Source organism: Streptomyces sp. NPDC007907 (assembly GCF_042959365.1).
Taxonomy (GTDB): Bacteria; Actinomycetota; Actinomycetes; order Streptomycetales; family Streptomycetaceae; genus Streptomyces; species Streptomyces indiaensis.
Map to the genome: position 1 here is coordinate 246,528 of NZ_JBIBKR010000004.1, position 16,282 is coordinate 262,809.

13 protein-coding genes and 1 pseudogene are annotated in these 16,282 nt (G+C 70.8%); 5 read left to right on the forward strand and 9 right to left on the reverse strand.

Translation table 11 applies throughout. From position 1 onward, the window contains the following. Nucleotides 1-211: 211 nt before the first annotated feature. Together ACFZDI_RS17500 and ACFZDI_RS17505 are read right to left on the reverse strand one after the other, a co-directional pair. Nucleotides 212-1,066 (reverse strand): SIP domain-containing protein, encoded by an 855-nt coding sequence (locus ACFZDI_RS17500; protein ID WP_391251453.1) that lies wholly within the window; start codon nucleotides 1,064-1,066, stop codon nucleotides 212-214. Nucleotides 1,067-1,188: 122 nt separating this feature from the next. Continuing rightward, entirely contained in the window at nucleotides 1,189-2,232 is a 1,044-nt protein-coding gene (locus ACFZDI_RS17505) for an ABC transporter substrate-binding protein (RefSeq protein ID WP_391251455.1), read from the reverse strand. A gap of 512 nt (nucleotides 2,233-2,744) precedes the next feature. On the opposite strand from ACFZDI_RS17505, the gene ACFZDI_RS17510 reads away from it, so the two are divergent. Then, complete coding sequence (locus ACFZDI_RS17510) at nucleotides 2,745-3,041, forward strand: hypothetical protein (protein WP_391251457.1); 297 nt, start codon at nucleotides 2,745-2,747, stop codon at nucleotides 3,039-3,041. Next, nucleotides 3,038-3,442 carry a hypothetical protein gene (locus tag ACFZDI_RS17515; protein ID WP_391251459.1) on the forward strand — a complete coding sequence of 135 codons (405 nt, stop codon included), beginning with the start codon at nucleotides 3,038-3,040 and terminating at the stop codon, nucleotides 3,440-3,442. The genes ACFZDI_RS17510 and ACFZDI_RS17515 overlap by 4 nt, the downstream gene beginning before the upstream one ends. 7 nt (nucleotides 3,443-3,449) lie before the next feature. On the opposite strand, the pseudogene ACFZDI_RS17520 reads toward ACFZDI_RS17515, so the two are convergent. From ACFZDI_RS17520 to ACFZDI_RS17540, 5 genes and pseudogenes are all read right to left on the reverse strand, one after another. Continuing rightward, a pseudogene (locus ACFZDI_RS17520) lies at nucleotides 3,450-4,254 on the reverse strand (tyrosine-type recombinase/integrase); the annotation flags it as partial. Between the two features lie 483 nt (nucleotides 4,255-4,737). Next, nucleotides 4,738-5,898 (reverse strand): acyl-CoA dehydrogenase family protein, encoded by a 1,161-nt coding sequence (locus ACFZDI_RS17525; protein WP_234847829.1) that lies wholly within the window; start codon nucleotides 5,896-5,898, stop codon nucleotides 4,738-4,740. 5 nt (nucleotides 5,899-5,903) lie between these two features. After that, nucleotides 5,904-6,854: a hydroxymethylglutaryl-CoA lyase gene (locus ACFZDI_RS17530; RefSeq protein WP_391251462.1), complete on the reverse strand. Its 951-nt coding sequence runs from the start codon at nucleotides 6,852-6,854 to the stop codon at nucleotides 5,904-5,906. Further along, nucleotides 6,851-8,767 carry a biotin carboxylase N-terminal domain-containing protein gene (locus tag ACFZDI_RS17535; protein WP_391251464.1) on the reverse strand — a complete coding sequence of 639 codons (1,917 nt, stop codon included), beginning with the start codon at nucleotides 8,765-8,767 and terminating at the stop codon, nucleotides 6,851-6,853. The genes ACFZDI_RS17530 and ACFZDI_RS17535 overlap by 4 nt, the downstream gene beginning before the upstream one ends. A 14-nt stretch (nucleotides 8,768-8,781) precedes the next feature. After that, complete coding sequence (locus ACFZDI_RS17540) at nucleotides 8,782-10,398, reverse strand: carboxyl transferase domain-containing protein (RefSeq protein WP_391251466.1); 1,617 nt, start codon at nucleotides 10,396-10,398, stop codon at nucleotides 8,782-8,784. Nucleotides 10,399-10,485: 87 nt separating this feature from the next. Between ACFZDI_RS17540 and ACFZDI_RS17545 the strand changes: the two genes are divergently transcribed. The 3 genes from ACFZDI_RS17545 to ACFZDI_RS17555 all read left to right on the forward strand — a co-directional run bounded on the left by ACFZDI_RS17545 (nucleotide 10,486) and on the right by ACFZDI_RS17555 (nucleotide 13,507). Continuing rightward, nucleotides 10,486-11,079, forward strand: a complete 594-nt coding sequence (locus ACFZDI_RS17545; protein WP_344369200.1) for a TetR/AcrR family transcriptional regulator — start codon at nucleotides 10,486-10,488, stop codon at nucleotides 11,077-11,079. Nucleotides 11,080-11,438: 359 nt separating this feature from the next. Further along, a complete protein-coding gene (locus tag ACFZDI_RS17550) occupies nucleotides 11,439-12,596 on the forward strand; it encodes an acyl-CoA dehydrogenase family protein (RefSeq protein WP_102912870.1) in 1,158 nt (385 codons plus the stop codon). A 35-nt stretch (nucleotides 12,597-12,631) separates the two neighbouring features. Further along, complete coding sequence (locus ACFZDI_RS17555) at nucleotides 12,632-13,507, forward strand: acyl-CoA thioesterase II (RefSeq protein ID WP_234849171.1); 876 nt, start codon at nucleotides 12,632-12,634, stop codon at nucleotides 13,505-13,507. A 247-nt stretch (nucleotides 13,508-13,754) separates the two neighbouring features. Here ACFZDI_RS17555 and ACFZDI_RS17560 read toward each other — a convergent pair whose 3' ends face one another. Continuing rightward, the gene (locus ACFZDI_RS17560) at nucleotides 13,755-14,543 is read right to left on the reverse strand and encodes a phosphatase (protein WP_234849172.1); all 789 of its coding nucleotides are present in this window, start codon (nucleotides 14,541-14,543) and stop codon (nucleotides 13,755-13,757) included. 124 nt (nucleotides 14,544-14,667) lie between these two features. Further along, complete coding sequence (locus ACFZDI_RS17565; RefSeq protein ID WP_391251470.1) at nucleotides 14,668-16,173, reverse strand: helix-turn-helix domain-containing protein; 1,506 nt, start codon at nucleotides 16,171-16,173, stop codon at nucleotides 14,668-14,670. Nucleotides 16,174-16,282: the final 109 nt, after the last annotated feature.

A 16,282-nucleotide genomic window follows, 5' to 3' on the forward strand; every position in this document is an offset into this window, starting at 1 on the left:
GTAAGCCTAACCTAAGTTGATCGGGCTGTCGGTGGGCTCTGCCGTGACCGTGGTCACTCGTGTCACTCGGGTCGCGGCGGGGCAGCGGCGGGGTCGTGGCGTGGCTGCGGCGGGAGCCCTGGCCGGGTCGCGCCGTGGGCCTGTCGGGACCGCGGCGGGAGTTCCGGCAAGGCTGCGGCGGGAGTTCCGGCAAGGCTGCGGCGGGCTGCGGTTACGCCTCCGCCCGCAGCTGCTCCTCGCTCACGCCGCGCCGCCAGTAGCCGACGAACGTCACCCTGCGGCGGTCGATCCCGAGCTCGCGCACGAAGTGCCGGCGAAGCTCCTTCACACACCCCGACTCGCCGGCGATCCAGACGTACGGCCGCTCGGCCGGTGGCAGCGGGGCGTTGCGGAGGACGTCGAGAGCCTTGGGGGAGCCCTCGGCGTTCCCCTCTTCCCGGACCAGCCAGGTGATCTCGGCGTCGGCCTCGGTCACCAGGTCCTGGATGTCGCCGGCGTGCGGGACCTCCAGCCAGACCCGGGCGCGGGTGCCGGCGGGAAGCGACTCGACGATGGCGGAGGCGGCGGGCACGGCGGTCTCGTCACCCCAGACGACGACGAGGTCGGTGTCCTCGGGCGGCCGGAACCGGATCGCCCGGTTGTCGGCGATGGCGGGGCCGAGGAGCAGGACCCGGTCACCGGCGGCGGCCCGGGCGGCCCAGCGGGAGGCCGGGCCGGCCTGGACGGAGGCGTCCGGTCCGATGCCGTGCAGGGCGAAGTCGATGTCGATCTCGTCGGGGTCCCGGCGCAGACCGCGCAGGGTGTAGGAGCGCATCACGGCCCGTACGTCGTCCGGGAGTTCACGCCAGCCCTGCCACCAGCCGTCCCCGAGTTCGAGCGGGACGACCGGCTCGGGCTGCCCGGGGTGCGGCAGGAACAGCGACAGGGACTGGTCGCGCCCGTCGGAATGGAAGGCGTGCAGATCGGGCCCGCCGAAGGTGACACGGACCAGGGACGGACCCAGCCGCCTCGTCCGCAGGACCTGGAGGGAGAAGAAACGGAACGGGGCGGCCACGGCGGTGGTCACGAGGACTCCTGAGGGGTCTTCGGGCAGAGGGTGGAGGCACCTGAGGGGCGCGGGGAACGGCGCGCACGGCCACGACGGGCCCGCACGCGCCGCTGCCGTTCAGGCGTCACCGGCGGAAGGCGTCAGGCGACCTTCTTGGCGCTCTCGATCGCCTTGGCGAGGTTCTCGACCAGGGGCGTGCACTTGTCGTACGACAGGATCGGCTCGGGCGAACGCGAGATGACCTGGCCGGCCTTGACCGCGGGGAGCTTCTTCCAGGTCGCCTCGGTGATGTCGGCCGGCTGGATGGTCGAGGCGCGGTCGTCCATCATGATGATGTCGGCCGGGTACTTGTCGACGTTCTCCCAGCTGAGGTTCTCGAACCAGCCGCCGTTGGCCTTCTTGGCCTTCTCCGGGGGCTCGACGAGGTTCACGCCCAGGGCCTTGAAGTACTCCAGGTCGATGGAGAAGTTGGAGCCCGAGACGTAGAAGATGGCGTCCGAGGCGGAGCCGGCCAGCACCTTGATCTCGGGGCGGGACTTGGCGGCCTTGCGCAGTCGCTCGGAGGCGGCCTCGAAACGCTTCTTCGCCTCGACGACCTTCGCGGCCTTCAGGTCGGCGCCGAGGGACTCGGCCAGCTCGGCCATGCGCTGCAGCGGCTTCGGTATCTGCCGGTCGAAGACCGAGATCGCCACGCTCGGGGCGAGCTTGGCGATCTTGTCCTTGGAGGCCAGCGGGACGTACCAGAGGGAGCCGGCGGCGTCGAAGGTGGTGGTGATGAGCACCTCCGGCTGGAAGGCCGCGTACTGCTCGACGTTGAACTGGTCGAACCGGTTGCCGAAGACGGTCAGCTTGCTGACGTCCATGTCGCCGGCCTGGACGTCCGCCTTGCCGTCCTTGGTCCTGGTCGGGCCGAAGACGCCCTCGACCTCGATGCCGTAGTCGTACAGGGCGGCGGCGACACCGGTGAACGCGACGATTTTCGTGGGGACGTGGTCCAGGCTCACGGTCTTGCCGCGGTCGTCCTTGAAGGACCAGGGGCCGGACTTGGCGGCACCCTTCGCGTCCGAGCCGCCGTCCTTGGAGTCCTCACTGCCACACGCGGTCACGAGGGCGCCGAGCCCGAGAGCACCGCCGGCGGCGAGCAGGCCGCGGCGGGAGAAACGGGCGGTTGTGGCGTTCGACATGACTGGGTCTGCTTTCGTGCGTACGGAGCCACTGCGGGCATGGCCGACAACCCCGTGGCTGAGATCAATATTAGGTTAGCCTAACCTGAGATCTTGTCCAGGGGGTCGGGGGTCGGGGGTCTGTGCCCGGGGATGGGGGTGGGGATACGGAAGGGGGCGGTGATCCGCATCACCAGAGGCCCAGAGGCCCAGAGGCTCCGCTCGGCGCGCCCCCTACGACGTGAAACGGCCGGTCACGGCCCGGACCAGTGCGGTCCGGGCGACCGGCAGCACGGACTCCGCACCGCGACCCGGCGCGGGCTTGGCGTACCAAGGAAGGCCACGGCGGCCCCATTTGGCCGACGGAAAGTCCCGAGGGAGCGGCGGCAGGCTCAGCGCCCACGGCCCGACGGCTGTCCCGTCCACGCTCCGGCTGGGAGCTCGGTGACCGGCATGCGCACGATGAAGTCACCGTCGGCTGGTGAGCCCAGGTCGGTGGGGAAGGCGGCGGTCCTGCCCGTGCCGTCCTCGAGGTGGACGGCCAGAGCGCCGCCGGGGAGGGCGGCGAGCGTGCAGCGGCATCCGGATGCTCAAGGGATTCTGGATATATTGCCACCACCACTTCAGAGTCTGTGGCGATCAAGCGTGGCGGAAACGTCTACGAGATTCGCGGTGTTGATGGAGTGGACGTAAGCAAGGAATTTCCCGGGAACCCATTTGCGCATAAAACGGAGATTGCAATTCCAGGGCGGGTCGACACGAGTTGCATCGTTGCTTGCAGGCTTCGAGACGGAACTAGGGTTCCGAACCCCAACTATGGCGGGGGATGATTGTGGAAGAGCTGGCTCGGACTGGAACCAGGGTAAGCGGGGAGGTGGTGAAAGTGTTGCTCCAGGTTTCTACACCACCTTCGACTCTTCGGGTGAGATTGCCCGATGAAGAGTTTGAGCGCATCTACGAAGAGGTTGATTTGCTGGAATGCCTCAAATCAGCCCGCCGCGATCTCGAAGGCATGGGTCTGCTTCTGTGTTGCCAGGGTGCGAGATTGAATGTCTTCCCGTCAGGGATGACTAGGCAGATGACGGAAGGTCGATTGGCCTACTCGTTGCAAGCCGGAAAAGCGCCCTCTGATGACGACCTCGTGGATATCTTCGCTCCAGCAGACTGCTCCGAGGTCGGAACGCTAGAAGACCAGCTAGCGGCGATGCGGAAACTGTTTCGCATGAAATGAAGTTGATTCACCTTAGGTGAATCTGATGGCAACGCCAGCGGACGACGGCTGGGGTGGGTGGGTCGTCGGGGTCGTCGCCGGAGGGGCTGAGTGCGTCGCAGAGGGTATCGATGGCCTGCCGCTGGAGGCGGAGGCAAACGTGGGCATAGACGCCGGCGGTGATGTGGGCGTGGCCGAGAAGTTCTTTGATGACCACGAGGTCGATGCCCTGTGCGAGGAGCAGGGTGGCGGTGGAGTGCCGGAGGTCGTGGAAGCGGATCATCCGGAGCCCGGCACGGTGGAGGAGATGGCGGGTGAGGGTGGTGGTATCGAGAGGTCTACCGGTGGTGGTGGTGAAGACGAGCCCGTTGTCCGTCCTCCAGCCCGCCCGTTCCGGCTGCCCGACTTCTTCCTGGTGGCGCTCCTGATGGATCTTGAGGGAGTTGATGCATTTCGTCGGGAGGGCGATCCGGCGTTCGGAGGCGCGAGTCTTGGTGTGCAGGATGGTCAGGCCGCTGGTGGGTGCGCTGGAGGGAGCGGTGGATGCTGGCGGTGCCAGTGTTGAGGTCGAGGTATTCCCAGTGCAGCCCGAGGAGTTCGCCCTTGCGGAGCCCGGTGCGCAGGGCGAGTTCATACAGGGCCTTCAGCCGGTCGCTGCTGGCTGCGTGGAGGAACTGCCGGGCCTCGCTCGCGGTGAAGGGCTTAAAGCGCCGAGGGCGGGGTGCTGGGGTCTTGATGTTGCGGGCGACGTTGCGGGGCAGGTCGTCTTCGCGGACGGCGTGCTCCAGGGCGGACTTGAGGACGGAGTGGACATAGGCCACGGTCAGGGGGAGAGAATGTTCTGCTGATCCTTGTCCGGGCGGGGTCCGTTGCTGTGAGCTGCTTCAATGATGCTGCGCGGACGCTCGACGACTCTGTGCAGCGGGAATTGGGTGAGCTCGTGATTTTTCACGAGTCCGAGGAGTGGCTGTCTGACGAGGCTGTTCGGAACAAGCTCCTGCTGCCGCGATGGTGACTTGACGAAGGCTCCACCGTGCGTGGCAGGTGATCGTCGCGGTGGCAGGTCGTCGATCAGGCTGCGAATGGTTTGTACGGGCGCTCGGCTGGGAGTTTCCCAGCCGAGCCTTTAGCGTAGGCGGCCGTTGAGTTCTATGGCGACGATGTCGAGGCACTGGCGTCTGCGGGCGTACAGGCCGGTACTGCTAGGGAAGTGCTGCCGCAGATGCCCGTTCCTCAACGCAAGCGCGACCGGCGGCCTTTCAAGTCTCAGGTTGCGATTACCCAGCACGCCTCACACCAGTGCCTAATTGTTTGCGTCAGCCCACCAGCCCCAACTCCCGTGCGATCAGCATCCGCTGGACCTCGCTTGTGCCCTCGCCGATCTCCAGGATCTTGGAGTCTCGCCACATGCGGGCCACCGGGTACTCGTTCATGAAGCCGTAGCCGCCATGGATCTGGGTGGCCTCTCGGGCGTTGTCCACCGCGACCGTGGAGGAGTGGAGCTTGGCCAGGGCCGCCTCCTTCTTGAAGGAAGCGCCGGTCACCAGGCGGGCCGCCGCGTCACGCCAGGCCAGGCGGGCCGTGTGGGCCTTCATCTCCATGTCCGCGATCTTGAACTGGATGGCCTGGTTCGCCGCGATCGGCTTGCCGAAGGCGTGGCGTTCCTTCGCGTACTTGACCGACTCGTCCACGCAGCCCTGCGCCAGACCCGTCGCCAGGGCCGCGATCGCGATCCTGCCCTCGTCGAGGATGCGCAGGAACTGGGCGTAGCCGCGGCCCTCCTCGCCCAGGAGGTTCTCCGCCGGGACCCGGACGTCCGTGAAGGACAGCTCTCGGGTGTCCGAGGCGTTCCAGCCGACCTTGGAGTACGGGGCGGCGACCGTGAAGCCCGGTGTGCCGGACGGGACGATGATCGAGGAGATCTGCGGCCTGCCGTCGGGCTTGCGGCCCGTGACCGCCGTGACCGTCACCAGGCCCGTGATGTCCGTGCCCGAGTTGGTGATGAAGCACTTCGTGCCGTTGATGACCCACTCGTTCGTGGAGGCGTCCAGGCGTGCCGTCGTGCGGGTCGCACCCGCGTCGCTGCCGCCGTCGGGCTCCGTCAGGCCGAACGCGCCCAGGATCTCGCCCGAGCAGAGCCGGGGGAGCCACTCCTGTTTCTGCGCCTCGGTGCCGTAGAGGTGGATCGGCATCGCGCCCAGCGAGACGCCGGCTTCCAGGGTGATGGCGATCGAGGAGTCGACCCGGGCCAGCTCCTCCAGGGCCACACCCAACGCGAGGTAGTCACCGCCCATGCCGCCGTACTCCTCCGGGAACGGCAGGCCGAACAGGCCCATGCGGCCCATCTCGCGGACGATCTCGTACGGGAACTCGTGCCGCTCGTAGAAGTCGCCGATCTTCGGCGCCACCACCTCGTGTGCGAACTCCTCAACCGTGCGGCGGAGTTCCTCCAGTTCGGGGGAGAGACGGTAGTCCATGGTGATCAGTGCTCCTCGGTGTCCTCGTGGGACAGGGCTCGGACGGTGCGGGACGGGCTGGATCGGCCCAGGTGGGCGGCCATCCACGTGCTCGTGGCGACGAGGCGGCCGAGGTCGATTCCGGTGTCGATGCCGAGGCCCCGCAGCATCCACACGAGGTCTTCGGTGGCGAGATTGCCCGTCGCCGACTTCGCGTACGGGCAGCCGCCGAGGCCGCCCGCCGAGGCGTCGATCGTCGTGACGCCCTGCTGGAGCGCCGCCAGGGTGTTGGCCAGGGCCTGGCCGTAGGTGTCGTGGAAGTGGACCGCGAGCGTGGCGGGCGGGATGCCCGCCTCGTCCAGGGCCGCCAGGAGTGCGACCACGTGCCCGGGCGTCGCCACGCCGATCGTGTCGCCCAGGCTCAGTTCGTCGCAGCCCATATCCAGCAGGGCCCGGCAGACCCGCACCACCTGGGGGATCGGGACACCGCCCTCCCAGGGGTCGCCGAAGCACATGGAGAGGTAGCCGCGGACGTGGACCGCATCGGCCTTGGCGCGCGTCACCACCGGCTCGAACATCGCCAGGGCCTCGTCCACCGTGCGGTTGAGGTTGGCCTTGGCGAAGGACTCCGTGGCGCTGGCGAAGACGGCCACCCGGCGGGCGCCCAGCGCCAGGGCGCGGTCCAGGCCCCGTTCGTTCGGGACCAGGACCGGGAGCGCGACGGGCAGGTCGGCGACCACCGGGAACAGCTGCTCCGCGTCCGCCAGTTGGGGCACCCACTTGGGGTGGACGAAGCTCGTCGCCTCGATCGTCGTCAGACCCGCGCCGGCCAGGCGGCGGATGAACTCCGCCTTGATGACCGTGGGGACCGTCGCCTTCTCGTTCTGCAGGCCGTCCCGGGCGCCGACCTCATGGATGCGGACGCGGGTGGGGAGATCCCTGCTCGGGACGGTCATGGGAAGCCCTGGGACTGTCATTCCGCCGCCTCCTCGTGCGGTGCGATGACCGCCAGCACCTGGTCCATGGCGACCGTGGTGCCGGGTGCCACGTCCAGTTCGGCGACCTTGCCGGCGTGCGGTGCGGAGATGACGTGCTCCATCTTCATCGCCTCCACCACCAGCAGGCTCTGACCGGCGCTCACCTCGTCGCCGACCGCGACCTTCACCACCGTCACCGTGCCGGGCATGGGCGCGGTGAGGGAATCGGCACCCGCGTGCGCCGAACGGGTCAGGGACGCGGCCACCGGGTCGTGGTCGCGGACGTGCCAGGCGTCGCCGTCGCGGCCGAGCCAGTCGGCGGCGCGGTGGAAGGTGTGCCGGACGCCGTCCACGGTCACCGTCACCCGGTCACCGGCGACCGTGGCCGTGCCGCGCGGGGTGTACTCCAGGGGCTCCTGCACGCGCAGGGGGAAGGCCGGACGCTTCGGCTCGCCGCCCAGGCGCCAGCCGCTCGGGACCGAGAAGGGGTCCGTCCAGCCGCCCGGCTCCGGCTTCAGCGCCTCCAGACGTACGGCCGCGGCCGCCTCGTACACCTCCTCGGGGACGCCCGTGGCGACCAGGTCGTCCACCTCGCGCTCGACCAGGCCGGTGTCCATGTCTCCGGAGACCACCGCCGGGTGGGCGAGCAGACGGCGCAGGAACCCGGCGTTCGTCTGCACGCCGAGCGTGACCGTCTCCGCCAGGGCCGAGCGGAGCTTGCGCAGGGCCGTCGCACGGTCGGGGCCGTACGCGATGACCTTGGAGAGCATCGGGTCGTAGAGGCTGCCGACCTCCGTGCCCTCGGTGAGGCCGGAGTCGGTGCGCACGCCGTCGCCCTGCGGCTCGCGCAGCCGCAGGATCGTGCCGCCGGAGGGGAGGAAACCGCGGGCCGGGTCCTCGGCGCAGATACGGGCCTCCACCGCGTGACCGGTCAGCCGTACGTCCTGCTGCGTGAAGCCGAGGGGCTCGCCCGCGGCGACCCGCAGCTGCCACTCGACCAGGTCCAGGCCCGTGATCAGCTCGGTGACCGGGTGCTCCACCTGGAGGCGGGTGTTCATCTCCATGAAGTAGTACGACGACGGGTCGCCGCCGGGGACGATGAACTCCACCGTGCCCGCGCCCCGGTATCCGCAGGAACGGGCCGCCTGGACGGCCGCCTCGCCCATCGCGGAGCGGGTCTCCTCGTCGAGGAGGACGCTCGGCGCCTCCTCGATGATCTTCTGGTGGCGGCGCTGGAGGGAGCACTCGCGCTCGCCCAGGTGGACCACGTTGCCGTGGCCGTCCGCCAGGACCTGGATCTCGATGTGGCGGGGACGGTCGATCCAGCGCTCCACCAGGAGCGTGTCGTCGCCGAACGAGGCGCGGGCCTCGCGGCGGGCCGACGCGATCTCGTCCTCCAGCCGGGTCAGGTCCCGCACCAGGCGCATGCCCTTGCCGCCGCCGCCCGCGCTGGGCTTGAGCAGCACGGGCGCGCCCAGCGCGCGGGCCGCCTCCGCCAGATCCGGGTCGCGCCCGCCGGGCACCACCGGCACCCCGGCCTCCTGGACCGTCTCCTTGGCGCGGATCTTGTCGCCCATCAGGGCGATCGCGTCCGCGGGCGGGCCGATGAAGACCAGGCCCGCGTCGGCGCAGGCGCGCGCGAAGGCCGCGTTCTCCGCGAGGAAGCCGTAGCCCGGGTGGACGGCCTGCGCGCCGGTGCGGGCCGCGGCCTCCAGCAGGCGCTCCACCGACAGGTAGCTCTCGGAGGCGGGAGGCGGGCCGATCCGGACCGCCGTGTCCGCCTCGCGCACGTGCCGGGCGTCGGCGTCCGCGTCGGAGAAGACGGCCACCGAGCGCACGCCCATCGACCGCAGCGTCCGGATGACGCGTACGGCGATCTCGCCGCGGTTGGCCACCAGTACTGTCTCGAACATCGTCGTCCGTCCCCTCACATCCGGAAGACGCCGAACTGGGGGTCACCCAGGGGCGCGTTGGCGCACGCGGTCAGGGCCAGGCCCAGCACCTGACGGGTGTCCAGCGGGTCGATCACACCGTCGTCCCAGAGGCGGGCCGACGCGTAGTAGGCGTTGCCCTGACGCTCGTACTGGGCGCGGATCGGGGCCTTGAAGGCGTCCTCGTCCTCGGCCGGCCAGGACTCGCCGCGGGCCTCCAGCTGGTCGCGCTTGACGGTCGCGAGGACCGAGGCGGCCTGCTCGCCGCCCATGACCGAGATCTTGGCGTTCGGCCACATCCACAGGAAGCGGGGGGAGTACGCCCTGCCGCACATGGAGTAGTTGCCCGCGCCGTACGAGCCGCCGACCACGACCGTGAGCTTCGGGACGCGCGTGCAGGCGACTGCCGTGACCATCTTGGCGCCGTGCTTGGCGATGCCGCCCGCCTCGTAGTCCTTGCCGACCATGAAGCCCGAGATGTTCTGCAGGAAGACGAGGGGGATGCCGCGCTGGTCGCACAGCTCGATGAAGTGCGCGCCCTTCTGCGCCGACTCGGAGAACAGGATGCCGTTGTTGGCGACGATGCCCACCGGGTGGCCGTGGATCCGGGCGAAGCCGGTGACCAGGGTCTGACCGAACTCGGACTTGAACTCGGCGAAACGCGAGCCGTCGACGACCCGGGCGATGATCTCGCGCACGTCGTAGGGGGTGCGGGAGTCGACCGGGACGGCGCCGTAGAGGCCGTGCGGGTCGACCTTGGGCTCCGTCGCCTCCGTGACCTCCCAGGGGAGCGAGCCGCGGGAGGGGAGGGTCGAGACGATCGTGCGGACGATGCGCAGGGCATGCGCGTCGTTCTCCGCGAGGTGGTCCGTGACGCCCGAGACGCGGGAGTGGACCTCGCCGCCGCCGAGCTCCTCCGCCGTGACGACCTCGCCGGTGGCCGCCTTCACCAGGGGCGGGCCGCCCAGGAAGATCGTGCCCTGGTTGCGGACGATCACGGCCTCGTCGCTCATCGCCGGTACGTACGCCCCGCCGGCCGTGCACGAGCCGAGGACCGCGGCGATCTGGGGGATGCCGGCGCCGGACATGCGGGCCTGGTTGTAGAAGATGCGGCCGAAATGGTCCCGGTCCGGGAAGACCTCGTCCTGCATGGGGAGGAAGGCTCCGCCGGAGTCCACCAGGTAGACGCAGGGGAGGCGGTTGTCGAGGGCGACCTCCTGGGCGCGGAGGTGCTTCTTGACCGTCATCGGGTAGTAGGTGCCGCCCTTGACCGTGGCGTCGTTGGCGATGACCACCGTCTCGCGGCCGCTGACCCGGCCGATGCCGGCGATGACGCCGGCGGCCGGGGCCTGCCCGTCGTACATCCCGTCGGCCGCGAGCGGGGCCAGCTCCAGGAACGGCGAGCCCGGGTCGAGGAGGGTGTCGACGCGGTCGCGGGGGAGCAGCTTGCCGCGCGCGGTGTGGCGGGCGCGGGCCTTCTCGCCGCCGCCCTGTGCGGCGGTGGCGAGCTTGGTGCGCAGCTCCCCCACGAGGGCGTGGTGCGCCTCCTCGTTGGCCCGAAAGGCCTCCGACGCGGGGTCTGCCGCGCTCGTGAGCTCCGGTGCCTCGTGCATCCTGCGGGTCCCCTCACCTTGTTAATGAGCGTTAACGCATTTCCTTCAGGTTAACGACCGCTAACCTCGCTGTCTAGAATTGATTTCATGGCCACCAGAACCGACGCCCCCACCCGCCGTGAGCAGATCCTCAAGGAGGCCGCTCGGCTGTTCGCCGAGCGGGGCTTCCACGGGGTCGGAGTCGACGAGATAGGCGCCGCGGTCGGGATCAGCGGGCCCGGGCTGTACCGGCACTTCGCGGGCAAGGACGCGATGCTCGCGGAGCTGCTGGTGGGGATCAGTGGGCAGTTGCTGACGGGGGCGAAGCGGAGGGTGGCGGAGGCGGACGGGGGTGGGGCGGAGCAGGTGCTGGACTCGTTGATCGAGGGGCATATCGACTTCGCGCTCGACGATCGGCCTCTGATCACCCTGCACGACCGGGAGCTGGATCGCCTCCGGGACAGTGACCGGAAGATGGTGCGGCAGCTGCAGCGGCAGTATGTGGAGCTGTGGGTGGCGGTGGTGCGGGAGGTGTACCCGGGGCTGGGGGAGCCCGCGGCTCGGTCTGCTGTGCACTCGGTGTTCGGGTTGTTGAACTCGACTCCGCATCTGGGGAGGGCGGGGTCGTTGCCCGGGCGGGGGGCTACGGCGGAGTTGCTGCATCGGATGGCCCGGGGGGCGTTCGCGGCGGCGGTCGATTAGGGGCCTTTGCCCACCCGCCCGCCCGTAACTGCCGGACAGGGGCCCCTGCTCGCCCCGGGGCTCCGCCCCGCGCCCCGGCGGGGGCTCCGCCCCCTGCGCCCCCGGGGGTTTCCCGCCGCCCGCCCGTGACTGTCGGGCAGGGCGGCCCTGGTCGTCCCGGGGCTCCGCCCCCTGCGCCCCCTTGGGCTGAGCCCCCCCGTAACCCCCTTGGCCGAGCCCCTCCCGTAACCCCCTCAGGCTCCCCCTCCCCCCAACGCGTGACGAGCATCTCCCCGCCCCCACCCTGGACGGTCGTTGATACTCGCCGGTATCTTAGGCTGAGCAAGCGCTTAGACATGTGGAGTCCTGGAGGTGGCGGCGTGCGCCGTACGGTGTTCAACGAGGATCACGAGGCGTTCCGGGAGACCCTTCGCGCCTTCATCGAGGCCGAGGTCGTACCCGTGTACGACGAGTGGTTCGCGGCGGGCCAGGCGCCCCGCGACTTCTACTACAAGCTCGGTGAGCTGGGCATCTTCGGCATCAACGTGCCCGAGGAGTTCGGCGGCGCGGGCCTGGACAGCCACAAGTTCGAGGCCGTGCTGTACGAGGAGACCGCCCGTGCGGGCGTCGCGTTCGGCGGCTCCGGCGTGCACGTGCTGCTCGCCCTGCCCTACATCAAGATGCTCGCCACCGACGAGCAGAAGAAGCGGTTCCTGCCCAAGTTCGTCTCCGGCGAGGAGATGTGGGCCATCGCGATGACGGAGCCGGGCACCGGGTCCGACCTCGCGGGCATGAAGTCCACCGCCAAGCTGAGCGAGGACGGCACCCACTACGTCCTCAACGGCGCCAAGACCTTCATCACCGGCGGCGTCCACGCCGACCGCATGATCGTCTGCGCCCGTACCTCCGCCCCGACCGCCGAGGACCGCCGCCACGGCATCTCCCTCTTCGCCGTCGACACCAAGTCCGAGGGCTACTCCGTCGGCCGCAAGCTCGACAAGCTCGGCCTGAAGACCTCCGACACCGCCGAGCTGGCGTTCGTCGACGTCAAGGTGCCCGTCGAGGACCTGCTCGGCGAGGAGAACAAGGGCTTCTACTACCTGGGCCACAACCTGGCCTCCGAGCGCTGGGGCATCGCCTTCGGCGCCTACGCCCAGGCCAAGGCCGCCGTGCGGTTCGCCAAGCAGTACGTCCAGGACCGCACCGTCTTCGGCAAGACGGTCGCGTCCTTCCAGAACACCAAGTTCGAGCTGGCCGCCTGCCAGGCCGAGGTGGACGCCGCCGAGGCCGTCGCCGACCGCGCGACCGAGGCCCTCGACGCCGGCGAGCTGACCCCCGCCGAGGCCGCCTCCGCGAAGCTGTTCTGCACCGAGGTCGCCCACCGCGTCATCGACCGCTGCCTCCAGCTGCACGGCGGCTACGGCTTCATGAACGAGTACCCCATCGCCCGCCTGTACGCGGACAACCGCGTCAACCGCATCTACGGCGGCACGAGCGAGATCATGAAGTCGATCATCGCCAAGAACATGGGCCTGTAAGGTCCCCGCAACCACTGGCCTATACAACTGACTCCATGAGCCAGGCACTCCAAGATCTCCTCGATCTGCTCGACCTCGAGCCGATCGAGGAGAACATCTTCCGCGGCCAGTCCCGGTCCGCCGTCGTCCCCCGGGTCTTCGGCGGCCAGGTCGCGGCCCAGGCGCTGGTCGCCGCCGGGCGTACGGTCCCGGCGGACCGGCCGCCCCACTCGCTCCACGCGTACTTCCTGCGCATGGGCGACCCCGGCGCGCCCATCGTCTACGACGTCGAACGCATCCGCGACGGCCGCTCCTTCACCACCCGCCGGGTGGTCGCGGTGCAGCACGGCCGGCCGATCTTCTCGCTCTCCGCGTCCTTCCAGGAGCACGAGGAGGGCATGGACCACCAGGCGCCCATGCCGCCCGCCCCGGACCCGGCGGCGCTGCCCACCTCGCAGGAGCGGTTCCGCGGCTACGACCACCTCGACCCGAGGGTCGTCGAGCACTTCCTCGCCGCACGTGAGGCCATCGACCTGCGCTATGTCGAGGAACCGCCCTACGGGCAGTACGGCGAGCCGCGCGAGCCGCACTCCCAGGTGTGGTTCCGCACCAACGGCAAGCTCGACGGGCCCGTCGACAATGCCCTGCTGCACATCGTCCTCGCCACCTACGTCTCCGACATGACGCTGCTCGACTCCGTGCTGCTCGCGCACGGGCGCGGCGGCTGGGCCGTCGGGGACGTCGTGGGGGCCTCGCTGGACCACGCGATGTGGTTCCACCGGCCGTTCCGGGCCGACGAATGGCTGCTGTACGACCAGGAGTCCCCCTCGGCGTCCGGCGGCCGCGGCCTCGGCCAGGCCCGCATCTACACCCAGGACGGCCGGCTCGCGGTGTCGGTCATCCAGGAGGGTGTCGTGCGCGTTCCCCGCTAGGTCGTGTCCGCACCGTCCCGTCGTCCGCTCGGAGGGCGGGCCCCGCGGCGTCTGGTGTGTGGTCTCGGCGTGCCGGGCGGAGACCCTCGTACCGGGCGTACTCGGGGCTTCGTCCGGTGCGGCGAGGGGGAGCGCCCCCTGCTGGAGCGGAGTCGAGAGCTTGGGGGAGCGTGCCGGGCGTCGCGGGGCGGGCGGGACTGTGCGGACACGACCTGGGCCCGCCCGGGGACGCCGGGCCGTCCGCCGGTCAGTCCAGCCCGGCCGCCGCCAGCAGGTACGCCGTCATCGGGTCGTAGTGGCGGGGGCTGACCACGTGGTCGTCGAGGGGCACCGTCACCTGCACGGTGCCCTCGGCCTCGGCGATGAACAGGGCCGGGTCGTTGCAGTCGGCGTAGCCCACGGAGTCCACGCCGTGCTGTCCCGCGTACCCCGCCCAGCCGTGGTCGGCGACGACCAGGTCGGGCAGCGGGCGGCCCTGGCGCTCCAGGCCCTTCAGAATCGCCTTCATCGGTTCGCCCGAGTGGGTGTGCCACAGCGTCGCGCCGTGCTCCAGCACCGCCACGTCGGCGAACTGCATGACGTAGCCCTCCTCGGTCGTCAGACCGTCGGGGATGACGACGATCTCGCAGCCGGCGGCGCGCAGCGCGGACGCGGTGGCGCGGTGCACGTCGAGGAGGCCGCCGGGGTGGCCGGTGGCGAAGAGGACGCGCTGCTGCCCGTCCGCGGCCTTGCGCAGCCGCCCGGCCATCCGCTCCAGGCCGTCGACGGTCAGCTCGGGGTCGATGGTGTCCTGGCCGTACCGGTACTCGGGGTCGTCGTTCACACCGACCCGTTCCGCCATCACCGCGAGGACGTCCTGCTCGTCGTTCCACCGGTCGCCGAGTTCCAGCCCGAGCCAGTAGTGGCGGTCGCTGTTCGCCAGCTTGCGGTAGTGGGAGAGGTTGTTCTCGCGAGGGGTGGCGACGTCGCCCGCGATGCGCGTCCTGACGAGGTGTTCGACGAGTTCGGCGCGGCTGGGTGTCCCGGATATCGGCATGGGATCCATTGTGAGGCAGCCGACCGGGGGCGTCCCTGGCGTATCGAGCGCTGGGACGTGCGTCACGTACTCAGAGGGACTCCGCTCACCTCCTCGGATCACCGGGCGGATGTGCCGGTCCCGTTCACACGTGCCGCAGCGCGAACCAGAGTTCCATCCGGACGTCCGGGTCGTCGAGGTCCGTCTCCAGCAGGGTCGCGCAGCGGGCGACGCGCTGCCGCACGGTGTTGCGGTGTACCGACAGGGCTACGGCCGTGCGGTCCCAACTGCCGTGCAGGGACAGCCAGGTGCGCAGGGTCTCGGTGAGCGCGGGGTGGGCCGTGACGGGGGCGAGGAGGGCGCGGGCGTGGGCCTGCGCCTCCCCGGGCGGCACCAGGCCGGCGAGGGACGGGCGTGCGCTGTGCCGCAGCAGCGGGGAGCGGGTGGCGCGGGCGCGGGCCAGGGCACGGGCGGCCTGGGTGTCGGCGGCGGGCCAGTCGTGCGGGGCGACCGCGGCGCTGACGCCCAGCGTCCAGCCGGGCAGCGGGGCCGGTGCCCGGCCGGCCGGGACCAGGACGCGGACGACCTCGCCGGCCGGGTCGACCAGGGCGGACCCGAGTGCGGCGCCCAGCGCGGAGGCCGCGACGGGGTCGGGGGTGCCGTCCCCGTCCGGCCGGGCGTGCACGACGGTCCACGGTCCCTCGCCGAGCAGCGCGGCGACCTCCTCGGGCGGCGCGCCCAGCAGCAGCCGTACCAGGGCGGCGGACCGGGCGGCTCCGGTGCCGCTCTGCTGCTCGCCGGTGAGCAGGGACAGCAGGACGGCCGCGACGGAGACGACGGTGTGGTCGCCGGAGACCCGCTGCGGGGCGGCGGCACCGAGCACGAAGCCGTGTCCGGCGCCCAGGCTGTAGGCGGCGAGGTGGGAACCGGCGGCGGAGTCGGTGGCGGATGCCGGAGCGGGGCGCTCACCCGGGCCGTCGGCCGGGCGTACGACCTGCGCCAGCCGTGCCAGCGCCGCCCGCACCTCCCCTCCGGGCTCCCGGCCCGCGCCCGCGATCTCCGCGCCCTCGGGCCCGTACAGCACCGCCCACCCGCCCAGCCGCTGCGCCAGCTGCCGCAGCACCGACGGGACCGGGTCGGGGCGGGACGCGGCGGCGGCGAGGGCCTGCTGGGCCTCGGTCACGCGGCGCAGTTCGGCGAGGCGGGCCCGGGCCATGAGCTGCCAGACCGCGCGGGCGACCCCCGAGAAGGTGGTCCGGCGCGGTACCTCCAGCAGTGGCAGCCCGTGCGCCGCGCAGGCCGCGATCAGGCCCTCGGGCACCGTGTCGTGCACCGGCGCCACCCCGAAGCCCAGGGCCGCACCGCCCGCCGCGACGATCCGCGACACGTAGCCGTCGAAGTAGGCGGAACCCGAGTCCGGCGTGTGCGCGGTGTCCGGGCCCACCGTCTCCGGGATGTGCACTCCCGCCGAGAGCAGCAGTTCCCCGCCCAGGAGATACGGATACGGGTCCGCCATCTCGGAGGTGTGCACCCAGTGGATGACCACGTCCTCGGCGGACGGCCCCGCGATCTGCCGCAGCGCCAGGTCCTCACGGGCCAGCAACGCGGTGAGCGGTACGGGCGGGGTGGGCGGGACCGCCGACTCCGGCATGGTGTGCGTTCCCTCCGTCCGGGGAGGCTCGAATGGATGAAACGTACACTTCGCAGTCGCTTTCCGGCCACCTAAGGTCAGTCCTCGTCACCCGCCGGCGACACCGATC

What these genes read in the sequence shown, in the direction of transcription:
- ACFZDI_RS17505 (WP_391251455.1), bottom strand. Translation starts at nt 2,232, where the DNA reads ATGTCGAACGCCACAACCGCCCGTTTCTCCCGCCGCGGCCTGCTCGCC.
- ACFZDI_RS17515 (WP_391251459.1), top strand. Translation starts at nt 3,038, where the DNA reads ATGATTGTGGAAGAGCTGGCTCGGACTGGAACCAGGGTAAGCGGGGAG.
- ACFZDI_RS17525 (WP_234847829.1), bottom strand. Translation starts at nt 5,898, where the DNA reads ATGGACTACCGTCTCTCCCCCGAACTGGAGGAACTCCGCCGCACGGTT.
- ACFZDI_RS17530 (WP_391251462.1), bottom strand. Translation starts at nt 6,854, where the DNA reads ATGACAGTCCCAGGGCTTCCCATGACCGTCCCGAGCAGGGATCTCCCC.
- ACFZDI_RS17535 (WP_391251464.1), bottom strand. Translation starts at nt 8,767, where the DNA reads ATGTTCGAGACAGTACTGGTGGCCAACCGCGGCGAGATCGCCGTACGC.
- ACFZDI_RS17540 (WP_391251466.1), bottom strand. Translation starts at nt 10,398, where the DNA reads ATGCACGAGGCACCGGAGCTCACGAGCGCGGCAGACCCCGCGTCGGAG.
- ACFZDI_RS17545 (WP_344369200.1), top strand. Translation starts at nt 10,486, where the DNA reads ATGGCCACCAGAACCGACGCCCCCACCCGCCGTGAGCAGATCCTCAAG.
- ACFZDI_RS17555 (WP_234849171.1), top strand. Translation starts at nt 12,632, where the DNA reads ATGAGCCAGGCACTCCAAGATCTCCTCGATCTGCTCGACCTCGAGCCG.
- ACFZDI_RS17560 (WP_234849172.1), bottom strand. Translation starts at nt 14,543, where the DNA reads ATGCCGATATCCGGGACACCCAGCCGCGCCGAACTCGTCGAACACCTC.
- ACFZDI_RS17565 (WP_391251470.1), bottom strand. Translation starts at nt 16,173, where the DNA reads ATGCCGGAGTCGGCGGTCCCGCCCACCCCGCCCGTACCGCTCACCGCG.